This is a genomic window from Faecalibacterium sp. BIOML-A4 (genome assembly GCF_009679665.1).
Lineage (GTDB): Bacteria > Bacillota > Clostridia > Oscillospirales > Ruminococcaceae > Faecalibacterium > Faecalibacterium taiwanense.
In genome coordinates, this window is the sequence record NZ_WKZG01000004.1 from 155,358 (window position 1) to 173,940 (window position 18,583).

Below are 18,583 nucleotides of genomic sequence, written 5' to 3' on the forward strand. Positions count from 1 at the left end.
CATTTTAACGGTCAATTACTCCACAATGATGCTCTTGCCGGTCATTTCAGCAGGCACGGGCAGACCGATATACGGCAGCATGGTGGGAGCGATATCTGCCAGGCAGCCGCCCTCGCGCAGCTTCACATCGCCGCAGCCAACAGCCACAAAGGGCACCACGTTGGTGGTGTGTGCGGTGAAGGGGGTGCCGTCCGGGTTCATCATCTTCTCGGCGTTGCCGTGGTCGGCGGTGATGAAGGCGCAACCGCCGGCCTTCAGCACAGCGGACACCACCTGATCCACAGCGGTATCCACAGCCTCAACGGCCTTGACCGCAGCATCGAACACGCCGGTGTGGCCGACCATATCGCAGTTTGCGAAGTTCAGGATCACCACATCGTACTTGCCGCTCTCGATGCGCTTGACGCACTCGGCAGCAACCTCGGGGGCGCTCATCTCGGGCTTCAGGTCATAGGTGGCGACCTTCGGGCTGGGGATCACGCAGCGGTCCTCGCCCTCGTAGGGAGCCTCCACGCCGCCGTTGAAGAAGAAGGTGACGTGAGCGTACTTCTCGGTCTCGGCAATGCGCAGCTGAGTCTTGCCATTCTCGGACAGGTACTGGCCCAGAACGTTCTTCAGCTCCACAGGCGGATAGGCGACCTCGCAGTTGGGCATGGTGGCATCGTATTCGGCCATGCAGACATAGTTCACCTGCTTGCGGCCGCCGCGGCGCTCAAAGCCGGTGAACGCATCGTCGCAGAAGATGCGGGTCATCTGGCGGGCACGATCGGGACGGAAGTTCATGAAGATCACAGTGTCGCCGTCCTGCACGCGGCCACCCTCACAGGTGACGCAGGGCAGAACGAACTCGTCGGTCTTGTCTGCTGCATAGGATGCCTCGATGGCCTCGGCAGCGTTGGCGGCATGATTGCCCTCGCCGTAGACAAAGGCAGCATATGCCTTCTCTTCACGATCCCAGTTGTTATCGCGATCCATGGCGTAGTAACGGCCGGAGACGCTGGCGATCTTGCCGATGCCCAGCTCGTCCAGCTTGGCCTGCAGGTCGGCCAGGAAGCCCTTGCCGGAGTGCGGGTCGGTATCGCGGCCATCGGTGATGCAGTGCAGGTAAACGTTCTTTGCGCCCAGATGTTTTGCCATTTCCAGCACGCCGAACCAGTGGTCTGCGTGGCTGTGCACACCGCCGGTGCCCACCAGACCCATCAGATGGATGGCCTTGCCGGCATCGATGGCAGCCTTCATGTTCTTAACCAGAACCGGGTTCTGGAGCATCTCGCCGTCCTTGATGGACTTGGTAATGAGGGTGAGCTGCTGGTACACGATGCGGCCAGCGCCCATGTTGGTGTGGCCAACCTCAGAGTTGCCCATCTGGCCCTCGGGCAGACCGACGGCCATGCCGGAAGCGTTGATGGTGGTCATGGGATATTTTGCCATCAGAGCATCGAGGTGGGGTTTCTTTGCAGCGACCACGGCGTTGCCGAAGGTCTCCTCCGGCACCCAGCCGAAGCCATCCATGATGCACAGAAGAACAGGTTTCTTTGCCATAAAATTGAATCTCCTTTGAATTTAACAAATCAGCGCCCGGCACAGCGCTGGAAATGCGGCGCAGCCGGGCGCTGAAACAGCTGATTTAAACCGTCGATCAGCCCTTGGTGGCTGCGTTGACGATCACTGCAAAGTCAGGAGCCTTCAGGGATGCGCCGCCGATCAGGCCGCCGTCCACGTCCTTCTTGCTCAGCAGCTCTTCGCAGTTCTTGGCGTTCATGCTGCCGCCGTACTGGACAGTGGTAGCCTCAGCCACAGCCTCACCGTACACCTCGCCGATGACCTTGCGGATCTGGCCGCAGACTTCCTCAGCCTGATCGGCGGTAGCGGTCTTGCCGGTGCCGATGGCCCAGATGGGCTCGTAAGCGATCACGACATTTGCCATCTGCTCAGCGGTCACATCACGCAGAGCGATCTTGGTCTGCATACGCACCAGCTCTTCGGTCACGCCCTCTTCGCGCTGCTGCAGGCTCTCGCCCACGCAGATGATGACCTTCAGACCGGCGTTCAGAGCAGCCAGAGCGCGCTTGTTCACGGTCTGGTCGGTCTCGGCGAAGTACTGGCGGCGCTCAGAGTGGCCCACAATGACGTACTCCACGCCCAGATCTACCAGCATGTCAGCGCTGATCTCGCCGGTAAAAGCGCCGGACTTCTCAAAGTGAACATTCTCAGCACCCACATGGATGTTGGTGCCCTTGGTCTTTTCCACAGCGGTGACCAGATCGGTATACGGGGTGCAGATAACCACCTCGCAGCCTGCGTCCTGCACGGCGGGGACCAGCTCGTCCACCAGAACAGCAGCCTCGGAGGCAGTCTTGTTCATCTTCCAGTTGCCTGCAATGATAGCCTTACGCTTTGCCTTATCCATGATACTCTATCTCCTTTATTTACCTTCTATCGTGCAGAAAGCTCTGCACAAACAAAAAGATGCGGCGGCGCTAAAGCCGCCGCACCCATTATGATGCCGGGATCAGATTATGCGTTCTGAATAACTGCGATGCCGGGCAGCTCCTTGCCCTCCAGATACTCCAGAGAAGCGCCGCCGCCGGTGGAGATGTGGGTCATCTTGTCGCCCAGACCCATCTGCTGCACAGCTGCTGCGCTGTCGCCGCCGCCAATCACGGTGGTAGCATCGCTCTCAGCCATAGCCTTGGCAACTGCCAGAGTGCCAGCTGCCAGAGTGGGGTTCTCGAACACGCCCATGGGGCCGTTCCACACAACGGTCTTGGATGCCTTGACAGCATCGGCAAACAGCTTCATGGTCTCGGGGCCGATGTCGCAGCCTTCCATGTCAGCCGGGATCGCGGTGACGGGAACAACCGTGGTCTCAACAGGAGCGTCGATGGGATCGGGGAAGTCCTTGATGCAGACAGCATCAACGGGCAGCAGCAGCTTCACGCCCTTCTCCTGAGCCTTGGCCATCATCTCCTTGCAGTAATCCAGCTTGGAATCGTCGCACAGGCTCTTGCCGACCTCGTAGCCCTGAGCCTTGACGAAGGTGTAAGCCATGCCGCCGCCGATGATCAGGGTATCGACCTTCTCCAGCAGGTTGGAGATAACATTCAGCTTGTCTGCGACCTTTGCGCCGCCCAGAATAGCGGTGAAGGGACGAACGGGATCGTTCACAGCGTTGCCCAGATACTTGATCTCCTTCTCCATCAGGTAGCCGACAGCGGTATCCTTGATGAAGTCGGTGACACCTGCAGTGGAGCAGTGTGCACGGTGGCAGCTGCCGAATGCATCGTCAACATATGCATCAGCCAGAGAAGCCAGCTCTTCGCTGAACTCAGGCATGTTCTTGGTCTCTTCCTTGCGGAAACGGGTGTTCTGCAGCAGAACGACATCGCCGTTGTTCATGGCAGCAACAGCAGCCTTTGCGTTCTCGCCCACAACGTTGTCGTCGTCAGCAAACACAACGGTCTTGCCCAGCTTTGCGCTCAGAGCCACAGCAACGGGTGCCAGGCTGAACTTTGCCTCGGGGCCGTTCTTGGGCTTGCCCAGATGGCTGCACAGGATGACCTTTGCGCCATCGTTGACCAGCTTCTGGATGGTGGGCAGAGCTGCGTTGATGCGGTTCTCGTTGGTGATCACACCGTCCTTCATCGGGACGTTGAAATCGCAACGGACAAGCACCTTCTTGCCGCAGTAGTTCTGATCGTCGATCGTCTTCTTACCTAAACCCATGGTAATAAACTCCTCTCAAGTTTTAATTTCTGAACTAGAGTTTCGCTCGCATTCGGGGGATCTTGCCCCGTTACTCTACTATTATAAACAAAAACCGTGCACATTGCAAGGTCGCAAGATAGATAATAGTTTAACAAACATTTGCCGCTGATGCACGGAAATGTGTGTATTTTGACCGAAAGCCGCAGCTTTACCGTGTTTTCCGGCAGAACATTCCGCAAATGCGGTCATACATTCCCCATATGAACTTCTGGTTCCGCTGATCCCGCTCAAAAATTGCTTCCACACCAGCATAGCCGCTCCCTTATACTTCCTGAAAATTTTATTTCTCAGTCTGGTATGCTTCGTTGGCCGGTTCAGCTGCGTATTCTCCTGAGCAATGTTAGAAAATTCGACCGGATAGCTTTCTATCTTCGCACCGTATTTCTCGACAAGGTGTTGTCCGCATTCCGTGTTTATCAGCAGGCAGGAAACGCCTTCTTTGCTATTGATCGTTCCTCTCTGTTCCACCAGAAGCTGCGGATCATATTTCTGAACGCCCCAATAATCTCCAACGGTAATGTCGCCCACACGCTGTCTTTGTGCGTAAGGGCATTGGTAGCAGCAGTCTCGCGAGATCTCGCCATCAAAGAAATAATGATAATACGATATTGTTTCCGGAGCGATTTGCTTTTCCATTGCAGTGCCCTGCAAATCAACACCTACGATGCTCCCGTTTTCGCCCCACCCATATTTCTTGTCGCGAAAATTCCGGATATTTTTCATCCAAGTATTCCATCTGTTCCCTTGCAGCGTATAAGTTTCGGAATTGCTTCTAAGATCAACAGCGACATCAAACACAGTTCCGCGCATAGCGCGTACCAGCTTGCACTGCGGATACTGTTTCTGGAAATCAGCTTTCGCTGTGGTGGGTTAAGTATAGAGCGCAGCCAGAAGCCATTAATCCCCGAAATCACGCCGGAACGCAACGCACCATGGCATACAGAAACAAGTTGAGGTAAAAAAAGGTCACGCCGCGCAAACCCGCATGAAATCAGGATTTTTTCTGGTTACCCATATTATACGTTCAATAGTCGGAACAGACTTCTGACGGATTCCCTCGTACTCCGTTTTACCAGCATCGTCATATTCCGCACTGCTCACATGATGTCCCGATCTGTTGTAGCATGTCACCTGACAGCCCTGCTGCGCCATCCGTGTGCACAGCTCTTTTACCACGATCTCCACGCCGCCCTCTCTCGACCACCTTTTGTGGCCAAAAACAGCAAGCCTCAATTTCTCTTTCATTTTCCCTTTCCTGTCGCTTTCCCCATTTAGGGATCTCATCCCCATACCGTGCCAAACTCCGGCCCGGTTTCCTTTACATCAGAAAAAGCCCGGACGCATCTACGCCCAGGTTTTTGACAGATTTACGCCGCAATTCATTGACATTTTATTTCCAGAATCATCAATATCAATTTCGTAAATGTATTTATTGACACTAAAAATATTTTACCATTTTTTCCTCTGGGGTACAATACTTTGCAGCTGTATCATTGCCTGCATCATGGCTAAGATTTCCGTACTTTATTCCGTCTTTTTGTTGCAACCTATTCATTTTAGAAAGGAACTCGTTCCATTGCTTTTTTGCAGCAAAAAAACACCCTTCCTCTCACGGAAACCCGCAAAAGGAAGGGTGTTGAACTCGTTATCCTGTTGTCGTACCAATCACAGCATGTTCGTACCAGCAAAGCCGGTACCAGCCGTCATTCAGCACGGCATCTCAAGCACTTTTGAGCGTAGAGCTGTGATTAGCAGTTCTCAGCGAAGTACTTAATGGTACGGACCATCTGAGAGGTGTAGGAGTTCTCGTTGTCGTACCAAGACACGACCTGAACCTGATAGGTGTCGTCGTCGATCTTAGCGACCATGGTCTGGGTAGCATCGAACAGAGAGCCGTAACGCATGCCGATGACATCGGAAGAAACGATCTGATCCTCGTTGTAGCCGAAGGACTCAGAAGTAGCAGCCTTCATAGCAGCATTGATGGACTCCTTGGTGACGTCCTTGCCCTTGACGACAGCAACCAGAATGGTGGTAGAGCCGGTGGGAACAGGCACACGCTGAGCAGAACCGATCAGCTTGCCGTTCAGCTCGGGGATGACCAGGCCGATAGCCTTAGCAGCGCCGGTGGTGTTGGGAACGATGTTCTGTGCGCCAGCACGAGCACGGCGCAGATCGCCCTTGCGCTGAGGACCATCCAGGATCATCTGGTCGCCGGTGTAAGCATGAACAGTGGTCATGATGCCGGAGACGATGGGGTAGGTCTTGTTCAGGGTGTTAGCCATGGGAGCCAGGCAGTTGGTGGTGCAGGAAGCAGCAGAAATGACCTGATCCTCAGCGGTCAGGGTCTTCTCGTTGACGGAGAAGACAATGGTCTTCAGATCGTTGCCTGCGGGAGCAGAGATAACGACCTTCTTTGCGCCAGCCTGAATGTGAGCCATGCTCTTCTCCTTGCTGGTGTAGAAGCCGGTGCACTCCAGAACGACATCAACGTTCAGTTCGCCCCAGGGAGCGTCCTTTGCGTCCTTAACAGCGTAGATCTTGATTTCCTTGCCGTCAACAATGATGGAGTCCTCGGTAGCCTCGACGGTGTGCTTGCCCTCGCCGATCTTGCCGCAGAAAGAACCCTGAGCAGTATCGTACTTCAGCAGGTGAGCCAGCATCTTGGGGCTGGTCAGGTCGTTGATTGCGACGACCTCGTAACCCTCAGCATCAAACATCTGACGGAAAGCCAGACGACCAATACGACCGAAACCATTGATAGCAACTCTAACAGCCATGTTAATAGTACCTCCTAATTATTTTACCCATAATCGGATAAATCACGGTATCTTTATTTTAGACCAAAACGCAGAAAGTTTCAAGTGTCTGCCAAAAAATTAACAAGACATTCACTGCATTTTTTGCTTTTGTACGATTTTAATTCCTTTCATTCCCTGCTTTTCGGCAATTGCGCCAACAGAGTGCCAATATTTTTGTCAGCTCTCCCCGTTCAAGCAGGCTGTAACGCACGCTCCGCCAATGCCGCCCACGCAGCAAAGGCCCAGTCCGGCAAAGATCTCCGGCCAGACAGCCGGTGCGGCCCAGCTCAGGCCGCTCATCAAAACCAGTACATAGGGCAGCTGCCAGCACAGGCAAAGTGCAAATGCGGCAAGCCCGGCTGCGCACAGTGTTTTGCCATTGCCCGGCTGCGGGACATGCAGTGCCCGGGCCAGCGCTGCCAAAAACACCAGTGCCGCAAGCGCCTGCCACACCGCCGCTGTAGGGGTCACGCGGTGCCAGCTGGAGCTGTTCTCCATAAAGCGCAGCAGCACGTTCCAGTAGAACAGCAGACTGCCCGCCACGGCCAGATACAGCCCGCCAAAGGGCTTTTTCCACTCGTTGGGGCTGAGCCAGCAGCGGCCCATGGTGCTGAGCCACGCGGAGCACAGGCATTCCAGAATGCACCGCACAAAGCCGCCCAGACCGGAAGCTGCGCCCAGCGCGATCTGTGCACCCGCTGCGGCCAGAAAACATACTGCACCGACAAAAGCCAGAATACCGGCCAGCGGCCTGCGGCTACGCACCGCTTCCGAGCGGGAAGGCTGTGTACGGCCCACAAGCACTGCAGCCAGCACCACGATACCCAGTGCCAGATAGCGCCACCACACCGAGCCGACCACGCACAGACCGGTGACGGCATCGGTGCCAAAGGCAAGGTCTGCCGCGCGCAGCACGCCCAGCAGAATGCTCAGGATAAAAACGAACAAAACAGAAGGATTCATCAGCGTTCCTCGATCGGCTTATATTTCTGGCGCACACCCAGATACTTGTAAGCGGGACGAATGATACGGTTGGCGAATACCACCTCTTCCACGCGGTGTGCACACCAGCCGGGCACACGGGCAATGGCGAACAGCGGGGTGTAGATATCCTCAGAGATGCCCAGCATGTTGTAGATCAGGCCGCTGAACAGGTCCACGTTGGCGCACACCGGCTTGGTGCTGCCCTTTTCCTCGGCAAAGATGCCGGGGGCCAGCCGTTCGATGCTGCACAGCATATTATACTCTTCCTCAAAGCCTTTGTCGTAGGCCAGATGGCGGGCGCGCTGCTTCAGGACCACCTCACGAGGGTCGCTGATGGTGTACACCGCGTGGCCCATGCCGTAGATCAGGCCGGAGCCATCGCCCGCCTGCTTGCGCAGGATGCGGCGCAGATACTCGCGCACCTCATCGTCGTCCTCGGGGTTTTCCACATGCTTGAGGATATCCTTCAGCTGACGGTTCACCATCAGGTTGGCACCGCCGTGCTTGGGGCCCTTCAGTGCACCGATGGCCGCCGCGATTGCGGAGTAGGTATCGGTGCCGGAGGAGGACAGCACACGGGTGGTAAAGGTGGAGCAGTTGCCGCCGCCGTGGTCGGCGTGCACCAGCAGGCACATATCCAGCAGCTTCGCTTCCTCGTGGGTGAACTTCTGATCCGGACGGTAGGTGCTGAGGATGTGCTCCGCCGTGCTCTGGCCGGGCTTGGGCAGGTGGAAGAACATGCTCTGCTTATCGTAGTAGCGGCGCTTCATCTGGTAAGCGTTCACCATCATGGTGGGCATGCTGGCGATTAGATTGATGCTCTGGCTCAGGATGTTCTCCAGGCTCAGATCCTCGGCGTGCTCATCATAAGAGTAAAGGCCCAGCACGCAGCGCTGCAGCTTATTCATGATATTGGGCGAGGGGGCGTTCATGGTGTCCATGAAGCCTTCCGGCAGGGCGCGGTGCTCTGCCAGGATCTCACAGAAATCGTCCAGCTGCTCCCGGTTGGGCAGACTGCCGAACAGCAGCAGCCAAATCACCTCTTCAAACACAAAGCGGTCATTGCGGTAGGCCTCGTCCACGATCTCGTTGATGTTCACACCGCGGTAGATCAGCTTGCCGGGAGTGGGGATCACATGGCCTTCCTGATCCTTTTTATAGCCCACAACGTCGCAGACGTTGGTCAGGCCGGCCAGCACACCGGTGCCATCCGGGTTGCGCAGGCCGCGCTTGACCCCCAGACGCTCGCTCGTCTCCGGATCGATGTAGTTGTTGGCAACATATTCCTCACACAAAGTCCGCATCGTGTTCGGGTCCAGCGTTGCCACCTCCGAATGTGCAAAATTCATAAGGGGAATTCTCCTTTCATCCTATTTATATACTTTCCCGCCCACCCTCAATGATGGGTATAATTCTATATTATCGCTTTTGACGAGTAAATTCAAGCATCAACTGCACCGTTCAGCGCTCAAAAATCCGGTTTGGTGCTTTTTTGCGCTTGCACCACAAAAGGCTTTTTCCCTGTTTCGCATCTTTTTTCAAGGTATATCCGGTATTCTGATTAAAAAAACACCGCTGTCGGAGGGTTTAGGACTATGAAAAAGTTTTTTCTGCCAATCTTTGCGGTCCTGCTGGTGCTGGGTAGCATTCTGCCGCTGGCTGCCTACCGGGTCACACGCGCCGTGCTCAGCGGGGCAGAGCCCGCATCTTCTGCCGTATCTTCGCCTGCAGCATCTGCGCAGCCGCCAAGTGCCGTGCCTTCTGCGGATGCCGAGACCTTTCTGGTGGAGGATCAGGCCACCGGACAGGTGCTGGAGCTTTCCCGTCAGGAATACGTTCTGGGTGCTGTCGCCGCCGAGATGCCGGTGAGCTGGCCGGACGAAGCGCTCAAGGCACAGGCCGTTGCCGCCCACAGCTATGCGCTCTACTGCCGGAACCACACCACCCTGCAAAGCGGCGCTTGGCTCACTGCCGACCCAGCCCGGCGGCAGGGCTGCCTGACCGAGCCGGTGCTGCGCAGCTACTGGGGCACCGCCTACGAGCAGAATTACGCCCGCCTCTCCGCCCTTGTGGACGAGGTCTTGGATGAGATACTTTATTATGAGAATGCTCCTGCCTGCGCCAGCTACTTTGCCATTTCCAATGGGCAGACCGAGGCCAGCGAAAATGTATGGGGTTCCGCCCTGCCCTACCTCATTTCAGTGGACAGCAGCACCGACCGTTCCGCTGACAACTACGAATACACCGTCACCTTTTCCGCAGAGCAGGTGCAGCAGGCCCTTGCAGGCCTTGGCATTTCTGCCGACCTCGCCGCGCCGGAAGGCTGGTTCGGCCCGGCAGCGCTGACCAGCGCCGGATACACAAAAACCGTCACGGTCTGCGGGCAGACCGTTTCCGGCACGACCCTGCGCCGGGCGCTGGGCCTGCGCAGCACATGCTTTACGGTACAGTACCAGAGCGGGAATTTCAGCTTTACCACCCGGGGTTACGGCCACGGCGTGGGCCTGAGCCAGTGGGGCACAAAGGCCATGGCGGAGCAGGGCAAAAGCTATGCCGATATTCTGGCGCACTACTACCCCGGCACGCAGCTGCAAGGATGAAAAAGCGGCCCGCACCGCAAAGGCACAGACCGCTTTTCTATTCACTCTTTTTCTTATACCCGCACCATATCCGGGGTGATCTCGGCCAGAGAATGCGCACCGCACATCTGCATGGTGTCAGCCAGCTCACCGGCCAGCTTATCAATGTAGCACTTCACGCCTTCCTCGCCGCCGCCATACACAGCCGTGACGAACGGGCGGCAGATCAGCACGCCGTCTGCACCCAGTGCCAGTGCTTTGAACACATCCACACCGGTGCGGATGCCGCCGTCCACCAGGATCTTCACGCCGGTGCCCTTGAGGGCCGCTGCGATCTCCGGCAGCACCTCGGCAGTGGCCGGGCACTGATCCAGCACGCGGCCGCCGTGGTTGGACACCACGATAGCAGCCGCGCCGGCTTCCTTTGCCTTCAGTGCGCCCTTAACGGTCATAACGCCCTTGACGATGAAGGGGCGCTCGGCCAGCTTGACGATCTCGGCAAGCTCTGCCACGCTCTTGCTGCCTGCGGGCGGAGTCATGTTCTTCAGGAAGGGCAGACCGGCTGCATCCACATCCATGGCCACGGCAAAGCAGCCGCTGGCCTTGGCCTCGGCCATCTTTTCCTTAATGGTATCAATGTTCCAGGGCTTGATGGTGGGCACGCCGCAGCCGTTTGCTGCGCCAATGGCCTTGGTGGCCATCTCCATAACGGTGGGGTTGGTGCCGTCGCCGGTAAAGGCAGCGATGCCGTTCTCTGCACAGGCGCGCACCAGCACATCATTATAGGTCATATCGGTATAGGCTTCGGAGTAGTGCAGGTTCACAGCACCCACCGGGCCTGCAAAGAACGGGTACTTGAAGCTCTTGCCAAACAGCTCAATATGGGTGTCCGGGGTGCCTCCCTCGCACAGGGTGTCCATGTTCACGCGGATCTCGGCCCACTTATTATAATTGCGGATGGCCGTATCGCCCACGCCCTTGGCACCGGGGCCGGGGATCTGGTTTTTGCAGGCCACGCCGTTGCACACCGGGCAGGCCTTGCAGTATTTTCCGATGCACTCGCGCGCATTAGCCAGCACTTCAGGATAAGTCATAATAAAATATCCTCCTTTTATTCCTTTTCTGCAGGGCAAACTCTCTCCGCAGCACTCTCTGCCCCCATCATAGCCCGGTTTTCAGCCGTCGTCAAGGGTTTTGCACAGTTTTCAGTGCAAAGTTCGGAGGCCAGAAACGCAGGCACGTGCTTTTTGAAAAAATACAATTTTTTTCAAAAAAATCCTTGACAAAAGTGCTTCTTTCAGGTATTATAGTGGAGCGCTGAGGGCCACGGCCCAAAACGCAGAACCGAATATGGAAAGATGGCTGAGTTGGTCTAAGGCGCACGACTGGAAATCGTGTAACGTGTCAAAAGCGTTCTGGGGTTCGAATCCCCATCTTTCCGCCAGAAATCCGAAACCTTACGGTTTCGGATTTTTTGTTTTTTCAGCGCTTCTCTGTTCTGCCTTGACTTTTGTCCGCTGTTCCGCTATGCTGAATAAAACATCTGAGGGAGGATTTTTTATGGCATCTTCCAAACGGAAAAAGCACGGCGCGGGCTATGTGGTCCTGATCGCAGTGCTCATTCTTGTACTGCTTGCAGTCGTGGCCGCTGTAACCGGGTACAGTCTGGTAGCCCGCCGGGTGAAAGCGCTGCAGGCAGGCGCGGCCTTTACCTTTGATTATGAGATCACATCCACAGTCGATTCCCCTGCCCTTTACACCATCCTGCAAAAGACAGGCTCCACCAAGGGCACCGTCAACGGCCTGTATGCGCCGGACGCACTGCAGCTGAGCATCTCGGCCCCGGATGCCGTTATCCCGGCAGGCCCGCTCACCCGGGTGTATATCAGCAGCAGCGAGACCTTATACGATGTCGGGCAGCTGTACAAAAATATCCGCTCTTCCATCACCGGCAGCTACCCGCTGGCGAGCCTTCTGCTGCCGGACTGGAGCCTTGGCAGTTATATCTCGCAGGCCCAGCTGGCAAGCCTGCTGGGTGTGGACACCACAGCCACCAGCCTGCAGGACATGACCGAGTTTGAGCTGCCGCAGAAAAAGCTGCAGCGCGTACAGCCGGAAAACGCAAAGGACGGCTACCTTTATTTTCAGCTGGATACCGGTGATGGCAGCGCCAATGCACCGGTACTTGTTATCGGGCTGGAAAAGAGCAGGTTCTTTGCGGATGCCATCCCGGTGCACATCCTGCTCACCATCCCGGAACACGGGGTCAGCATCCAGCTCACTGGCACCGTGAGTGCCCAGACCGTGGTGCTCACTGCGCCCACATCCCGCATGAAGGACGAAGACATCCAGACGCTGGTGCAGATCCGCGATACCATCCAGAGCGTGCTGCAGTTCGTGCAGACCGCTGCCAACAGCGTACAGAACGCGGGCTGATCTTTCCGCAAACATCAAAAGCCAGAAACGGCAGCAGTCGTTTCTGGCTTTTGTTCTGTCATTTTACCGGTCGAGGATGCGGCCATCGGTGGAGAAGGTGACTACATTCCACGGGATGAACTTGCCGCTGTTCTTCAGAGCAGTGATGGCAGCGAGCTCTAACCCGCCGCAGCAGGGCACCTCCATGCGCAGCACGGTCACACTCTTGATATCATTGCTGCGGATGATCTCGGTCAACTTTTCGCTGTAATCCACAGCATCCAGCTTCGGGCAGCCGATGATGGTCACATGGCCCCTCATGAACTCCTCGTGGATATTGGCGTAGGCATAGGCGGTGCAGTCGGCGGCGATCAGCAGCTTGGCACCGTCAAAGTAGGGCGCGTTCACCGGCACCAGCTTGATCTGGCAAGGCCACTGTGCCAGCTGGGACTGCATGGGCACTGCGGCTGCGGCAGGTGCGGTCTGCTCACGGTGGAACTGTTTCATCATGCTGCCCGGGCAGCCATGGAACGCCGGTGCGGCGGGCTGTGCCTGCTGCTGGGCGGCAGCGGCCTTTTTCTGCTTGTTTTCCAGCACAGCCTGCTCGTCATAAGCGGCGGCTTCGCGCTCGGTAAAGGTGATGGCACCGGTGGGGCATCCGGGCAGGCAGTCGCCAAAGCCGTCGCAGTAGTCATCCCGCATCAGCTTGGCCTTGCCGTTCACAAGGCCGATGGCACCCTCGTGGCAGGCGGTGACGCAGGCACCGCAGCCGTTGCATTTTTCTTCGTCTATATGAATGATTTTGCGGATCATGGAAAAATCCTCCTTGCTTTGATGTTCTGAGTATACTATAATCAGACCGTGCTTTCGGTTGTTATAACCACAGAAAGAGGATTTTTATGAAAAAGATCGCGTCGCCCCTGTTTCAGGATCTTTCAGAAGCCGAGCTGGATACCCTTGCCGCTGCCGGGCACCTGCGCACCCGGCAGTTTGCAAAGCACGAGGTCATCTTCCGCGCCGGAAGCTGCGTGCGGGAGATCGGCATTGTGCTGCGTGGTTCCGTGCACATTGAAAATCTGGATCTCTGGGGCACCAAAAGCATCCTGAGCAGCGTAGGTGCCGGGCAGGCCTTTGCCGAGACCTACGCCTTTTGCGGCGAGGCCTTAATGGTGGATGCTGTTGCGGCCGAACATTGCGAAATACTGTTCCTGCACACTGCCGCCTTTACCGATGCGCGGATCGAGCCAGCGCTGCAGGACAAGCTGCTGCGCCGCCTGCTGGCGGTGTCCATGCGCAAGAACCTCAGCCTTTCGCAGCGCATCTTCTGCACAACGCCCAAGACTGTGCGCGGACGGCTGCTGACCTATTTTTCCGCACAGGCAGCACGCTGCGGCAGGATGGAGTTCGAGGTGCCCTTCAACCGCCAGCAGATGGCCGACTACCTCAATCTGGACCGCAGCGCCCTCTCCAAAGAGCTGTGCAAAATGCGGGACGAAGGTTTGCTGGAATTTGATAAAAACCGCTTTGTTTTAAAGCAGCTTCCAGAATAACCAAAAGCGCCCGCCGGGCAGGGTTGGACCTCCGGCGGGCGCTTTCATTTTAACAAATCAACAGAACGAGATCAGACCGTCTCCTTCTTCTTGCGGGGTGCGCACTTGTGCTTGGGCTTCTCCGCAGCGGGCTTCTCCTCTGCAGGTGCTTCTGCCTTTACAGGCTCTGCTTTTTCGGCAGCCTTGGCGGCGGTCTTTTTTGCGGCAGTCTTACGGGCAGGCTTTGCGGGCTTTTCTGCCGGTGCTGCGGTCTCTGCCTTCCCCTCTTCTGCAGCTTCTGCCTTGGCGGCAGCCGCCTTTTTGGTGGTGCGGGGCTTGCGGGCCGCAGTCTTCTTGGCCGGTGCCTTTTCTGCAGCGGGTGCAGCTTCAGCGGCAGCCTCCACAGCAGGCGCCTCGGCCTTCTTGGCGGCACGCTTTGCGCGCTCCTTCACCTCGGCAATGGTCCACAGCTGGTCATCTGCGCCGGACACCTCCTGCCAGATCTGCAGCACAGTGCCAACCGCAGCGCCCATGCCAACGGTGTCCACGCACTTGCCGCCGGCCCAGGAAGAGCGCAGGCGCACAGTTCCTTCCGGGGTGGGCTGAACGGTCCACATCTGAGAGGTGCCGCCCACATCCTCCCACAGGTGCAGCCAGGTGCCGTTGGCGGTGCCGGTCATGGTCAGGTCCAGCAGCTTGCCGGATGCGCGGTTGCGGATGCGGTAAACGCCGTCACCCACGCGGATAAAGCTCCACTCCTGCTCAGGCTTATGCTCGTACTTGCCCAGACGGACGGTACCGGCTTCCTTGGTGCCCTCCACGGCCTGAATGACGTTACCGGTGTGCGCGGCAATGGTGTAAAAGTGATCGGCTTCGATCACGGTCTGTGCAACAGTTTTCATGGTTTGTTCCTCCTATGGATCGCAGCCGCCCGGCTCTGCCTGCGGCTGCCGCTTATATTTTGTATGCAGCCTGTACAGATGCACAGGCTCTTTTGTTTCCCTTATGGTAAATGATACCACATATCGTGATTTTCTACAAGCAATTCGACCAGCCTTTAGCAAAACAGACAAAAACAGTCAAGCTTTCCGTCCGTTTTTCTCCCGCTCCATGGGCATTTCAGGCACCATTCTGTACCGGTTCGGCTCTCGACTTTTTGCCGCAGCTGCGTTATACTATGGAACGTGCATCCTGTGCACACATTCAAATTATCCGCCGCTCTGCTGCTGGGCGGCTTTTCTTGACCTATTCCTTATGATAAAAGGAGGTTCTTTCATGTCAGCAGACGAGCTCAACATTCAGCAATACAAAAAAATGACCGAGACACCCATTCCAAAGCTGATCCTCGGTCTTGCCGCCCCTACCATTTTAAGTATGCTCATCACCAGCATCTACAACTTGGCCGATACCTTTTTTGTGGGCCAGATCTCCACCAGCGCTTCCGGTGCGGTGGGCATTGTTTCCAGCCTGATGGCCATTATTCAGGCGCTTGGCTTTACACTGGGCCACGGCTCCGGCACCATCATCAGCCGCAGCCTTGGCAGCCGGAACACCGATGCCGCCACCCGCTTTGCTTCCACCAGCTTTTTTACTGCTCTGGCCGTTGGCGTGGTGCTGGCCGTTGTGGGCCTTGCCACTCTGCCCAGCTTCATGATGCTGCTGGGCAGCACCGAGACCATTCTGCCCCACGCCTGCGCTTATGCACGGCCCATCCTCATTGCAGCCCCGCTTATGATCTCCAGCCTTGTGATGAACAACATCCTGCGCTATGAGGGCAAGGCGAACTTTGCCATGATCGGCCTTGTGACCGGCGGCGTGCTGAACATTGTGCTGGACCCCATCTTTATGTTCGGCTTGGGCCTTGGCACCGCCGGTGCAGGCATTGCTACGGCTCTCAGCCAAAGCATCAGCTTCTGCATCCTGCTGTCCATGTTCCTGCGGGGCAAAACCGTCAGTCAGTTCCGTATTGCTGCCGTCACCCGTGAAGCGCGGGAGTTCGGCATGATTCTGGTGGGCGGCGCGCCCAGCTTTGGCCGTCAGGGCCTGCAGAGCATCGGCGGCATGCTGCTGAACATTGCCGCCCGCAGCTACGGCGATGCCGCTGTGGCCGGCATGAGCATCGTTTCCCGCATTTTCATGTTCATCATCTCGGTAGCCATTGGCGTTGGGCAGGGTCTGCAGCCGGTAGCTGCCTTCAACTATGGTGCACGCAAGTTCCGCCGGGTGCGGCAGGCGGCCATCTTCACCATGGGTGCCGCCTTCTGTATGCTGGTGGTGCTGGTGAGCCTGTGCTGGGTCAACAGCGATGCCCTCATCCGCCTGTTCCGCGACGACCCGGAAGTTACCGCCGTGGCGCTGCCCGCCTTCCACTATCAGTGCCTTGCCATTCTGCTGCAGCCGGTCATTGTGGTGGCAAACATGACCTTCCAGAGCGTGGGCAAAGCCGGACGCGCCACCTTTCTGGCCTGTTGCCGTCAGGGCGTGTTCTTCATTCCGCTCATCCTCATCCTGCCCCGCACACTGGGACTCGTGGGCGTGGAGACCTGCCAGCCCATTGCGGATGCGCTCACCTTTATTGTTTCCCTGCCGTTCCTGCTGGCCTTCCTCAAGCAGCTGGACCGGATGGACGATGCTGAAAAAGCCAAAGCACAGTCCTGAAAGTCTGTCATAAAACTGTAATCAACAGCCGCGTTTTCCTGCAATGGAATGCGCGGCTGTTTCGTATTATAATTGAACTGGAAAACCTTTCCGGCTTTCTTTTAAACTTTGTTCCTTTCCATACTGTAAGGAGTGATCTTTATGAAGCGTAACGTTTGCCGCATAGGCAGCGCTGCTGTATGCGCTGCCCTGTGCCTTGCCCTTGGCTGCAGCTGCAGCGTGCTGCCGCCCGCTTCCGGCAAGCCTGCTGCTCCTGCTTTCTCAGTGCCCACCGATGCACATGGGGATCCGCTTTACGACAGCTCCCGGCTGGACGACGGAAAGCTGCGGATACTTTACGGTTACGACAATTCCGGCGGTGCCTGCACCGTTCTGTGCGGCAGCAAGGTGCTGTACCAGTCCTTCCGCAGCGAGAACGTGAACCTTCTGCAGGACACCGTGACCGGTGAGACCAACTACTGGTTCCGCACCTGGGCCGACCCGGACGCTTATTGCGGACGGCGCAGCGGCCTGTTTGACAAAGACGGCAATGAAGTCATGACCTTTGAGGGGGAGCAGAACGCCTCCATGCAGAACGGTCTGCTGGTGCTGCAGGAAGCCCACGCCGTGAACGGCAGCTACGAAAACGGCTACGACGATTATGGCACCTGTCAGGTGATCGACCTTTCCACCGGCGAACGTCTGCCCGTGCCGGATGGCGCATACCGCTGCATCGTGTGCGGGGACAGGCTGGTGTTCACCTGCTATGCCCGCCCAGCAGACCTTGCCGAGGACGCATGGGACGATGAACCCGCCCTGCACAGCTGGATCATTATACAGACGAAGGACGGTACACAGACTTACGGCGCAGATGCCACTACTGCCCTGAGCCTTTCCTATGCACCGGACAACCTGACCGACTGGGTGGAGCTGGACACCTGCCACGCCAGCGGCGAGCCAACGGACGAAACGCTCTATAACCCCGCCACCGGCGAAGGCTTCACCGGCTTCCGACAGGTATGCGGCAGCGGCACCGCCTGCTTCGAGACCAGCGATGGCCGCTACGAGCTGCGGGATCTCGCCACCGTGGACCGCACCCTCATTGGCACCTTCGACGACCAGCCCAGCAGCTATTTCCCGGGCTATGTGGTCACATGGCGCACGAGCGGCGACTTCGGCTATGATCTGCACGACCTTGTTACCGGTGAGGTGACACCGCTGTACGCTTCCAGCGTCATGAGCGACACCATCGCCCTTTACTATGAGGACGGACGGTTGAAGGTGTTCAACACCGAAACCGGCGATTTGATCACTGATACCACCGTGGAGCCAGTGGAGGGCCAGCAAAGCGTGATGATGGATAACAAGGGTGACGGCTACGTCTGGCTGGAGTTGCGGGATAACGATAACTTTGAGACCACCGCCACCCGCGTGTACGGCCCCGAGGGCCTTGTCTCCGACCTGACCCATCTGCAGGACAAGTATTATGCCCTGAACTATCTCATCACCACACCGGAGGGCAGGCCGCTGTACTGTGGCAACGCCAATGCGCCCAGCAGCAACGGCTCAATGTGTGACGTGCTGGATGAAAACGGCAACATTGTGTTCTATGGCCTTGGCAGCTGCTACAGCTACTACGACAACAGCCTGAACCAGCTGCCAGAACACGTGTTCGTTGCAAAACGCGGCTTTTACTACGGCTGGATGGATACGAACGGCAAATGGCTTTACTGCCAAAGCATCTTCTCTTCCATCAACGCCGACGATGAAATGGGCTACTGAGCCAGACTTTGGAGACTAACTATTAAAAGTCAAGCCCCAAAATGAAAAAATCCGTCTGCCGACCGCTGCCCCTGACAAACAGCATTCA

Annotated in this window: 16 protein-coding genes, 1 tRNA gene and 1 pseudogene; 6 read left to right on the forward strand and 12 right to left on the reverse strand. The window is 57.0% G+C overall.

Translation table 11 applies throughout. The annotated features are described in order from the left end of the window. Positions 1 to 15: 15 nt before the first annotated feature. The 9 genes and pseudogenes from gpmI to GKG34_RS04465 form a co-directional block, all read right to left on the reverse strand. Positions 16 to 1,542, reverse strand: a complete 1,527-nt coding sequence (gene gpmI, locus GKG34_RS04430; RefSeq protein WP_097775302.1) for a 2,3-bisphosphoglycerate-independent phosphoglycerate mutase — start codon at positions 1,540 to 1,542, stop codon at positions 16 to 18. A 97-nt stretch (positions 1,543 to 1,639) separates the two neighbouring features. Then, positions 1,640 to 2,410 (reverse strand): triose-phosphate isomerase, encoded by a 771-nt coding sequence (tpiA, locus tag GKG34_RS04435; RefSeq protein WP_005945612.1) that lies wholly within the window; start codon positions 2,408 to 2,410, stop codon positions 1,640 to 1,642. A gap of 107 nt (positions 2,411 to 2,517) precedes the next feature. Continuing rightward, entirely contained in the window at positions 2,518 to 3,726 is a 1,209-nt protein-coding gene (locus tag GKG34_RS04440; protein WP_005945608.1) for a phosphoglycerate kinase, read from the reverse strand. Between the two features lie 81 nt (positions 3,727 to 3,807). Beyond that, positions 3,808 to 4,491 (reverse strand): Coenzyme F420 hydrogenase/dehydrogenase, beta subunit C-terminal domain, encoded by a 684-nt coding sequence (locus GKG34_RS15830; RefSeq protein ID WP_049935400.1) that lies wholly within the window; start codon positions 4,489 to 4,491, stop codon positions 3,808 to 3,810. A 30-nt stretch (positions 4,492 to 4,521) separates the two neighbouring features. Beyond that, positions 4,522 to 4,617 (reverse strand): annotated as a pseudogene (locus GKG34_RS04445) (dTDP-4-dehydrorhamnose 3,5-epimerase family protein); the annotation flags it as partial. A 117-nt stretch (positions 4,618 to 4,734) separates the two neighbouring features. Then, a complete protein-coding gene (locus GKG34_RS04450) occupies positions 4,735 to 5,013 on the reverse strand; it encodes a hypothetical protein (RefSeq protein ID WP_206671446.1) in 279 nt (92 codons plus the stop codon). Positions 5,014 to 5,516: 503 nt separating this feature from the next. Beyond that, positions 5,517 to 6,548 carry a type I glyceraldehyde-3-phosphate dehydrogenase gene (gap, locus tag GKG34_RS04455; RefSeq protein WP_005945602.1) on the reverse strand — a complete coding sequence of 344 codons (1,032 nt, stop codon included), beginning with the start codon at positions 6,546 to 6,548 and terminating at the stop codon, positions 5,517 to 5,519. A 198-nt stretch (positions 6,549 to 6,746) separates the two neighbouring features. Then, complete coding sequence (locus GKG34_RS04460; RefSeq protein WP_154255669.1) at positions 6,747 to 7,532, reverse strand: hypothetical protein; 786 nt, start codon at positions 7,530 to 7,532, stop codon at positions 6,747 to 6,749. After that, positions 7,532 to 8,902 carry a citrate synthase gene (locus GKG34_RS04465; protein ID WP_120080071.1) on the reverse strand — a complete coding sequence of 457 codons (1,371 nt, stop codon included), beginning with the start codon at positions 8,900 to 8,902 and terminating at the stop codon, positions 7,532 to 7,534. Before GKG34_RS04465 ends, GKG34_RS04460 begins: the two co-directional genes overlap by 1 nt. Before the next feature lie 246 nt (positions 8,903 to 9,148). Between GKG34_RS04465 and spoIID the strand changes: the two genes are divergently transcribed. After that, complete coding sequence (spoIID, locus tag GKG34_RS04470; protein WP_154255670.1) at positions 9,149 to 10,153, forward strand: stage II sporulation protein D; 1,005 nt, start codon at positions 9,149 to 9,151, stop codon at positions 10,151 to 10,153. 53 nt (positions 10,154 to 10,206) lie between these two features. Here the strand turns inward: spoIID and GKG34_RS04475 are convergent, their stop codons facing one another. Next, the gene (locus GKG34_RS04475) at positions 10,207 to 11,226 is read right to left on the reverse strand and encodes an alpha-hydroxy-acid oxidizing protein (protein ID WP_005945594.1); all 1,020 of its coding nucleotides are present in this window, start codon (positions 11,224 to 11,226) and stop codon (positions 10,207 to 10,209) included. Positions 11,227 to 11,484: 258 nt separating this feature from the next. On the opposite strand from GKG34_RS04475, the gene GKG34_RS04480 reads away from it, so the two are divergent. Both GKG34_RS04480 and GKG34_RS04485 read left to right on the forward strand, forming a co-directional pair. Continuing rightward, a tRNA-Ser gene (locus GKG34_RS04480) sits at positions 11,485 to 11,576 on the forward strand. Between the two features lie 116 nt (positions 11,577 to 11,692). Continuing rightward, positions 11,693 to 12,568, forward strand: coding sequence for a hypothetical protein (locus GKG34_RS04485; RefSeq protein WP_243139204.1), 876 nt, complete (start codon positions 11,693 to 11,695; stop codon positions 12,566 to 12,568). A 63-nt stretch (positions 12,569 to 12,631) separates the two neighbouring features. Here the strand turns inward: GKG34_RS04485 and GKG34_RS04490 are convergent, their stop codons facing one another. Continuing rightward, entirely contained in the window at positions 12,632 to 13,360 is a 729-nt protein-coding gene (locus GKG34_RS04490; RefSeq protein ID WP_154255672.1) for a 4Fe-4S dicluster domain-containing protein, read from the reverse strand. Between the two features lie 86 nt (positions 13,361 to 13,446). Here GKG34_RS04490 and GKG34_RS04495 point away from each other — a divergent pair, with 86 nt between their 5' ends. Next, positions 13,447 to 14,097, forward strand: a complete 651-nt coding sequence (locus GKG34_RS04495; protein ID WP_154255673.1) for a Crp/Fnr family transcriptional regulator — start codon at positions 13,447 to 13,449, stop codon at positions 14,095 to 14,097. 71 nt (positions 14,098 to 14,168) lie between these two features. Here GKG34_RS04495 and GKG34_RS04500 read toward each other — a convergent pair whose 3' ends face one another. Beyond that, complete coding sequence (locus tag GKG34_RS04500) at positions 14,169 to 14,978, reverse strand: RICIN domain-containing protein (protein WP_154255674.1); 810 nt, start codon at positions 14,976 to 14,978, stop codon at positions 14,169 to 14,171. A gap of 373 nt (positions 14,979 to 15,351) precedes the next feature. Here GKG34_RS04500 and GKG34_RS04505 point away from each other — a divergent pair, with 373 nt between their 5' ends. After that, entirely contained in the window at positions 15,352 to 16,734 is a 1,383-nt protein-coding gene (locus GKG34_RS04505; protein WP_154255675.1) for an MATE family efflux transporter, read from the forward strand. Between the two features lie 141 nt (positions 16,735 to 16,875). After that, positions 16,876 to 18,495, forward strand: a complete 1,620-nt coding sequence (locus GKG34_RS04510) for a DUF5046 domain-containing protein (RefSeq protein WP_154255676.1) — start codon at positions 16,876 to 16,878, stop codon at positions 18,493 to 18,495. Positions 18,496 to 18,583: the final 88 nt, after the last annotated feature.

Excerpts from the sequence above, each read along its gene's own strand:
- gpmI (WP_097775302.1), bottom strand. The coding sequence starts at position 1,542 with ATGGCAAAGAAACCTGTTCTTCTGTGCATCATGGATGGCTTCGGCTGG.
- tpiA (WP_005945612.1), bottom strand. The coding sequence starts at position 2,410 with ATGGATAAGGCAAAGCGTAAGGCTATCATTGCAGGCAACTGGAAGATG.
- GKG34_RS04440 (WP_005945608.1), bottom strand. The coding sequence starts at position 3,726 with ATGGGTTTAGGTAAGAAGACGATCGACGATCAGAACTACTGCGGCAAG.
- GKG34_RS15830 (WP_049935400.1), bottom strand. The coding sequence starts at position 4,491 with ATGAAAAATATCCGGAATTTTCGCGACAAGAAATATGGGTGGGGCGAA.
- GKG34_RS04450 (WP_206671446.1), bottom strand. The coding sequence starts at position 5,013 with ATGAAAGAGAAATTGAGGCTTGCTGTTTTTGGCCACAAAAGGTGGTCG.
- gap (WP_005945602.1), bottom strand. The coding sequence starts at position 6,548 with ATGGCTGTTAGAGTTGCTATCAATGGTTTCGGTCGTATTGGTCGTCTG.
- GKG34_RS04460 (WP_154255669.1), bottom strand. The coding sequence starts at position 7,532 with ATGAATCCTTCTGTTTTGTTCGTTTTTATCCTGAGCATTCTGCTGGGC.
- GKG34_RS04465 (WP_120080071.1), bottom strand. The coding sequence starts at position 8,902 with ATGAATTTTGCACATTCGGAGGTGGCAACGCTGGACCCGAACACGATG.
- spoIID (WP_154255670.1), top strand. The coding sequence starts at position 9,149 with ATGAAAAAGTTTTTTCTGCCAATCTTTGCGGTCCTGCTGGTGCTGGGT.
- GKG34_RS04475 (WP_005945594.1), bottom strand. The coding sequence starts at position 11,226 with ATGACTTATCCTGAAGTGCTGGCTAATGCGCGCGAGTGCATCGGAAAA.
- GKG34_RS04485 (WP_243139204.1), top strand. The coding sequence starts at position 11,693 with ATGGCATCTTCCAAACGGAAAAAGCACGGCGCGGGCTATGTGGTCCTG.
- GKG34_RS04490 (WP_154255672.1), bottom strand. The coding sequence starts at position 13,360 with ATGATCCGCAAAATCATTCATATAGACGAAGAAAAATGCAACGGCTGC.
- GKG34_RS04495 (WP_154255673.1), top strand. The coding sequence starts at position 13,447 with ATGAAAAAGATCGCGTCGCCCCTGTTTCAGGATCTTTCAGAAGCCGAG.
- GKG34_RS04500 (WP_154255674.1), bottom strand. The coding sequence starts at position 14,978 with ATGAAAACTGTTGCACAGACCGTGATCGAAGCCGATCACTTTTACACC.
- GKG34_RS04505 (WP_154255675.1), top strand. The coding sequence starts at position 15,352 with ATGTCAGCAGACGAGCTCAACATTCAGCAATACAAAAAAATGACCGAG.
- GKG34_RS04510 (WP_154255676.1), top strand. The coding sequence starts at position 16,876 with ATGAAGCGTAACGTTTGCCGCATAGGCAGCGCTGCTGTATGCGCTGCC.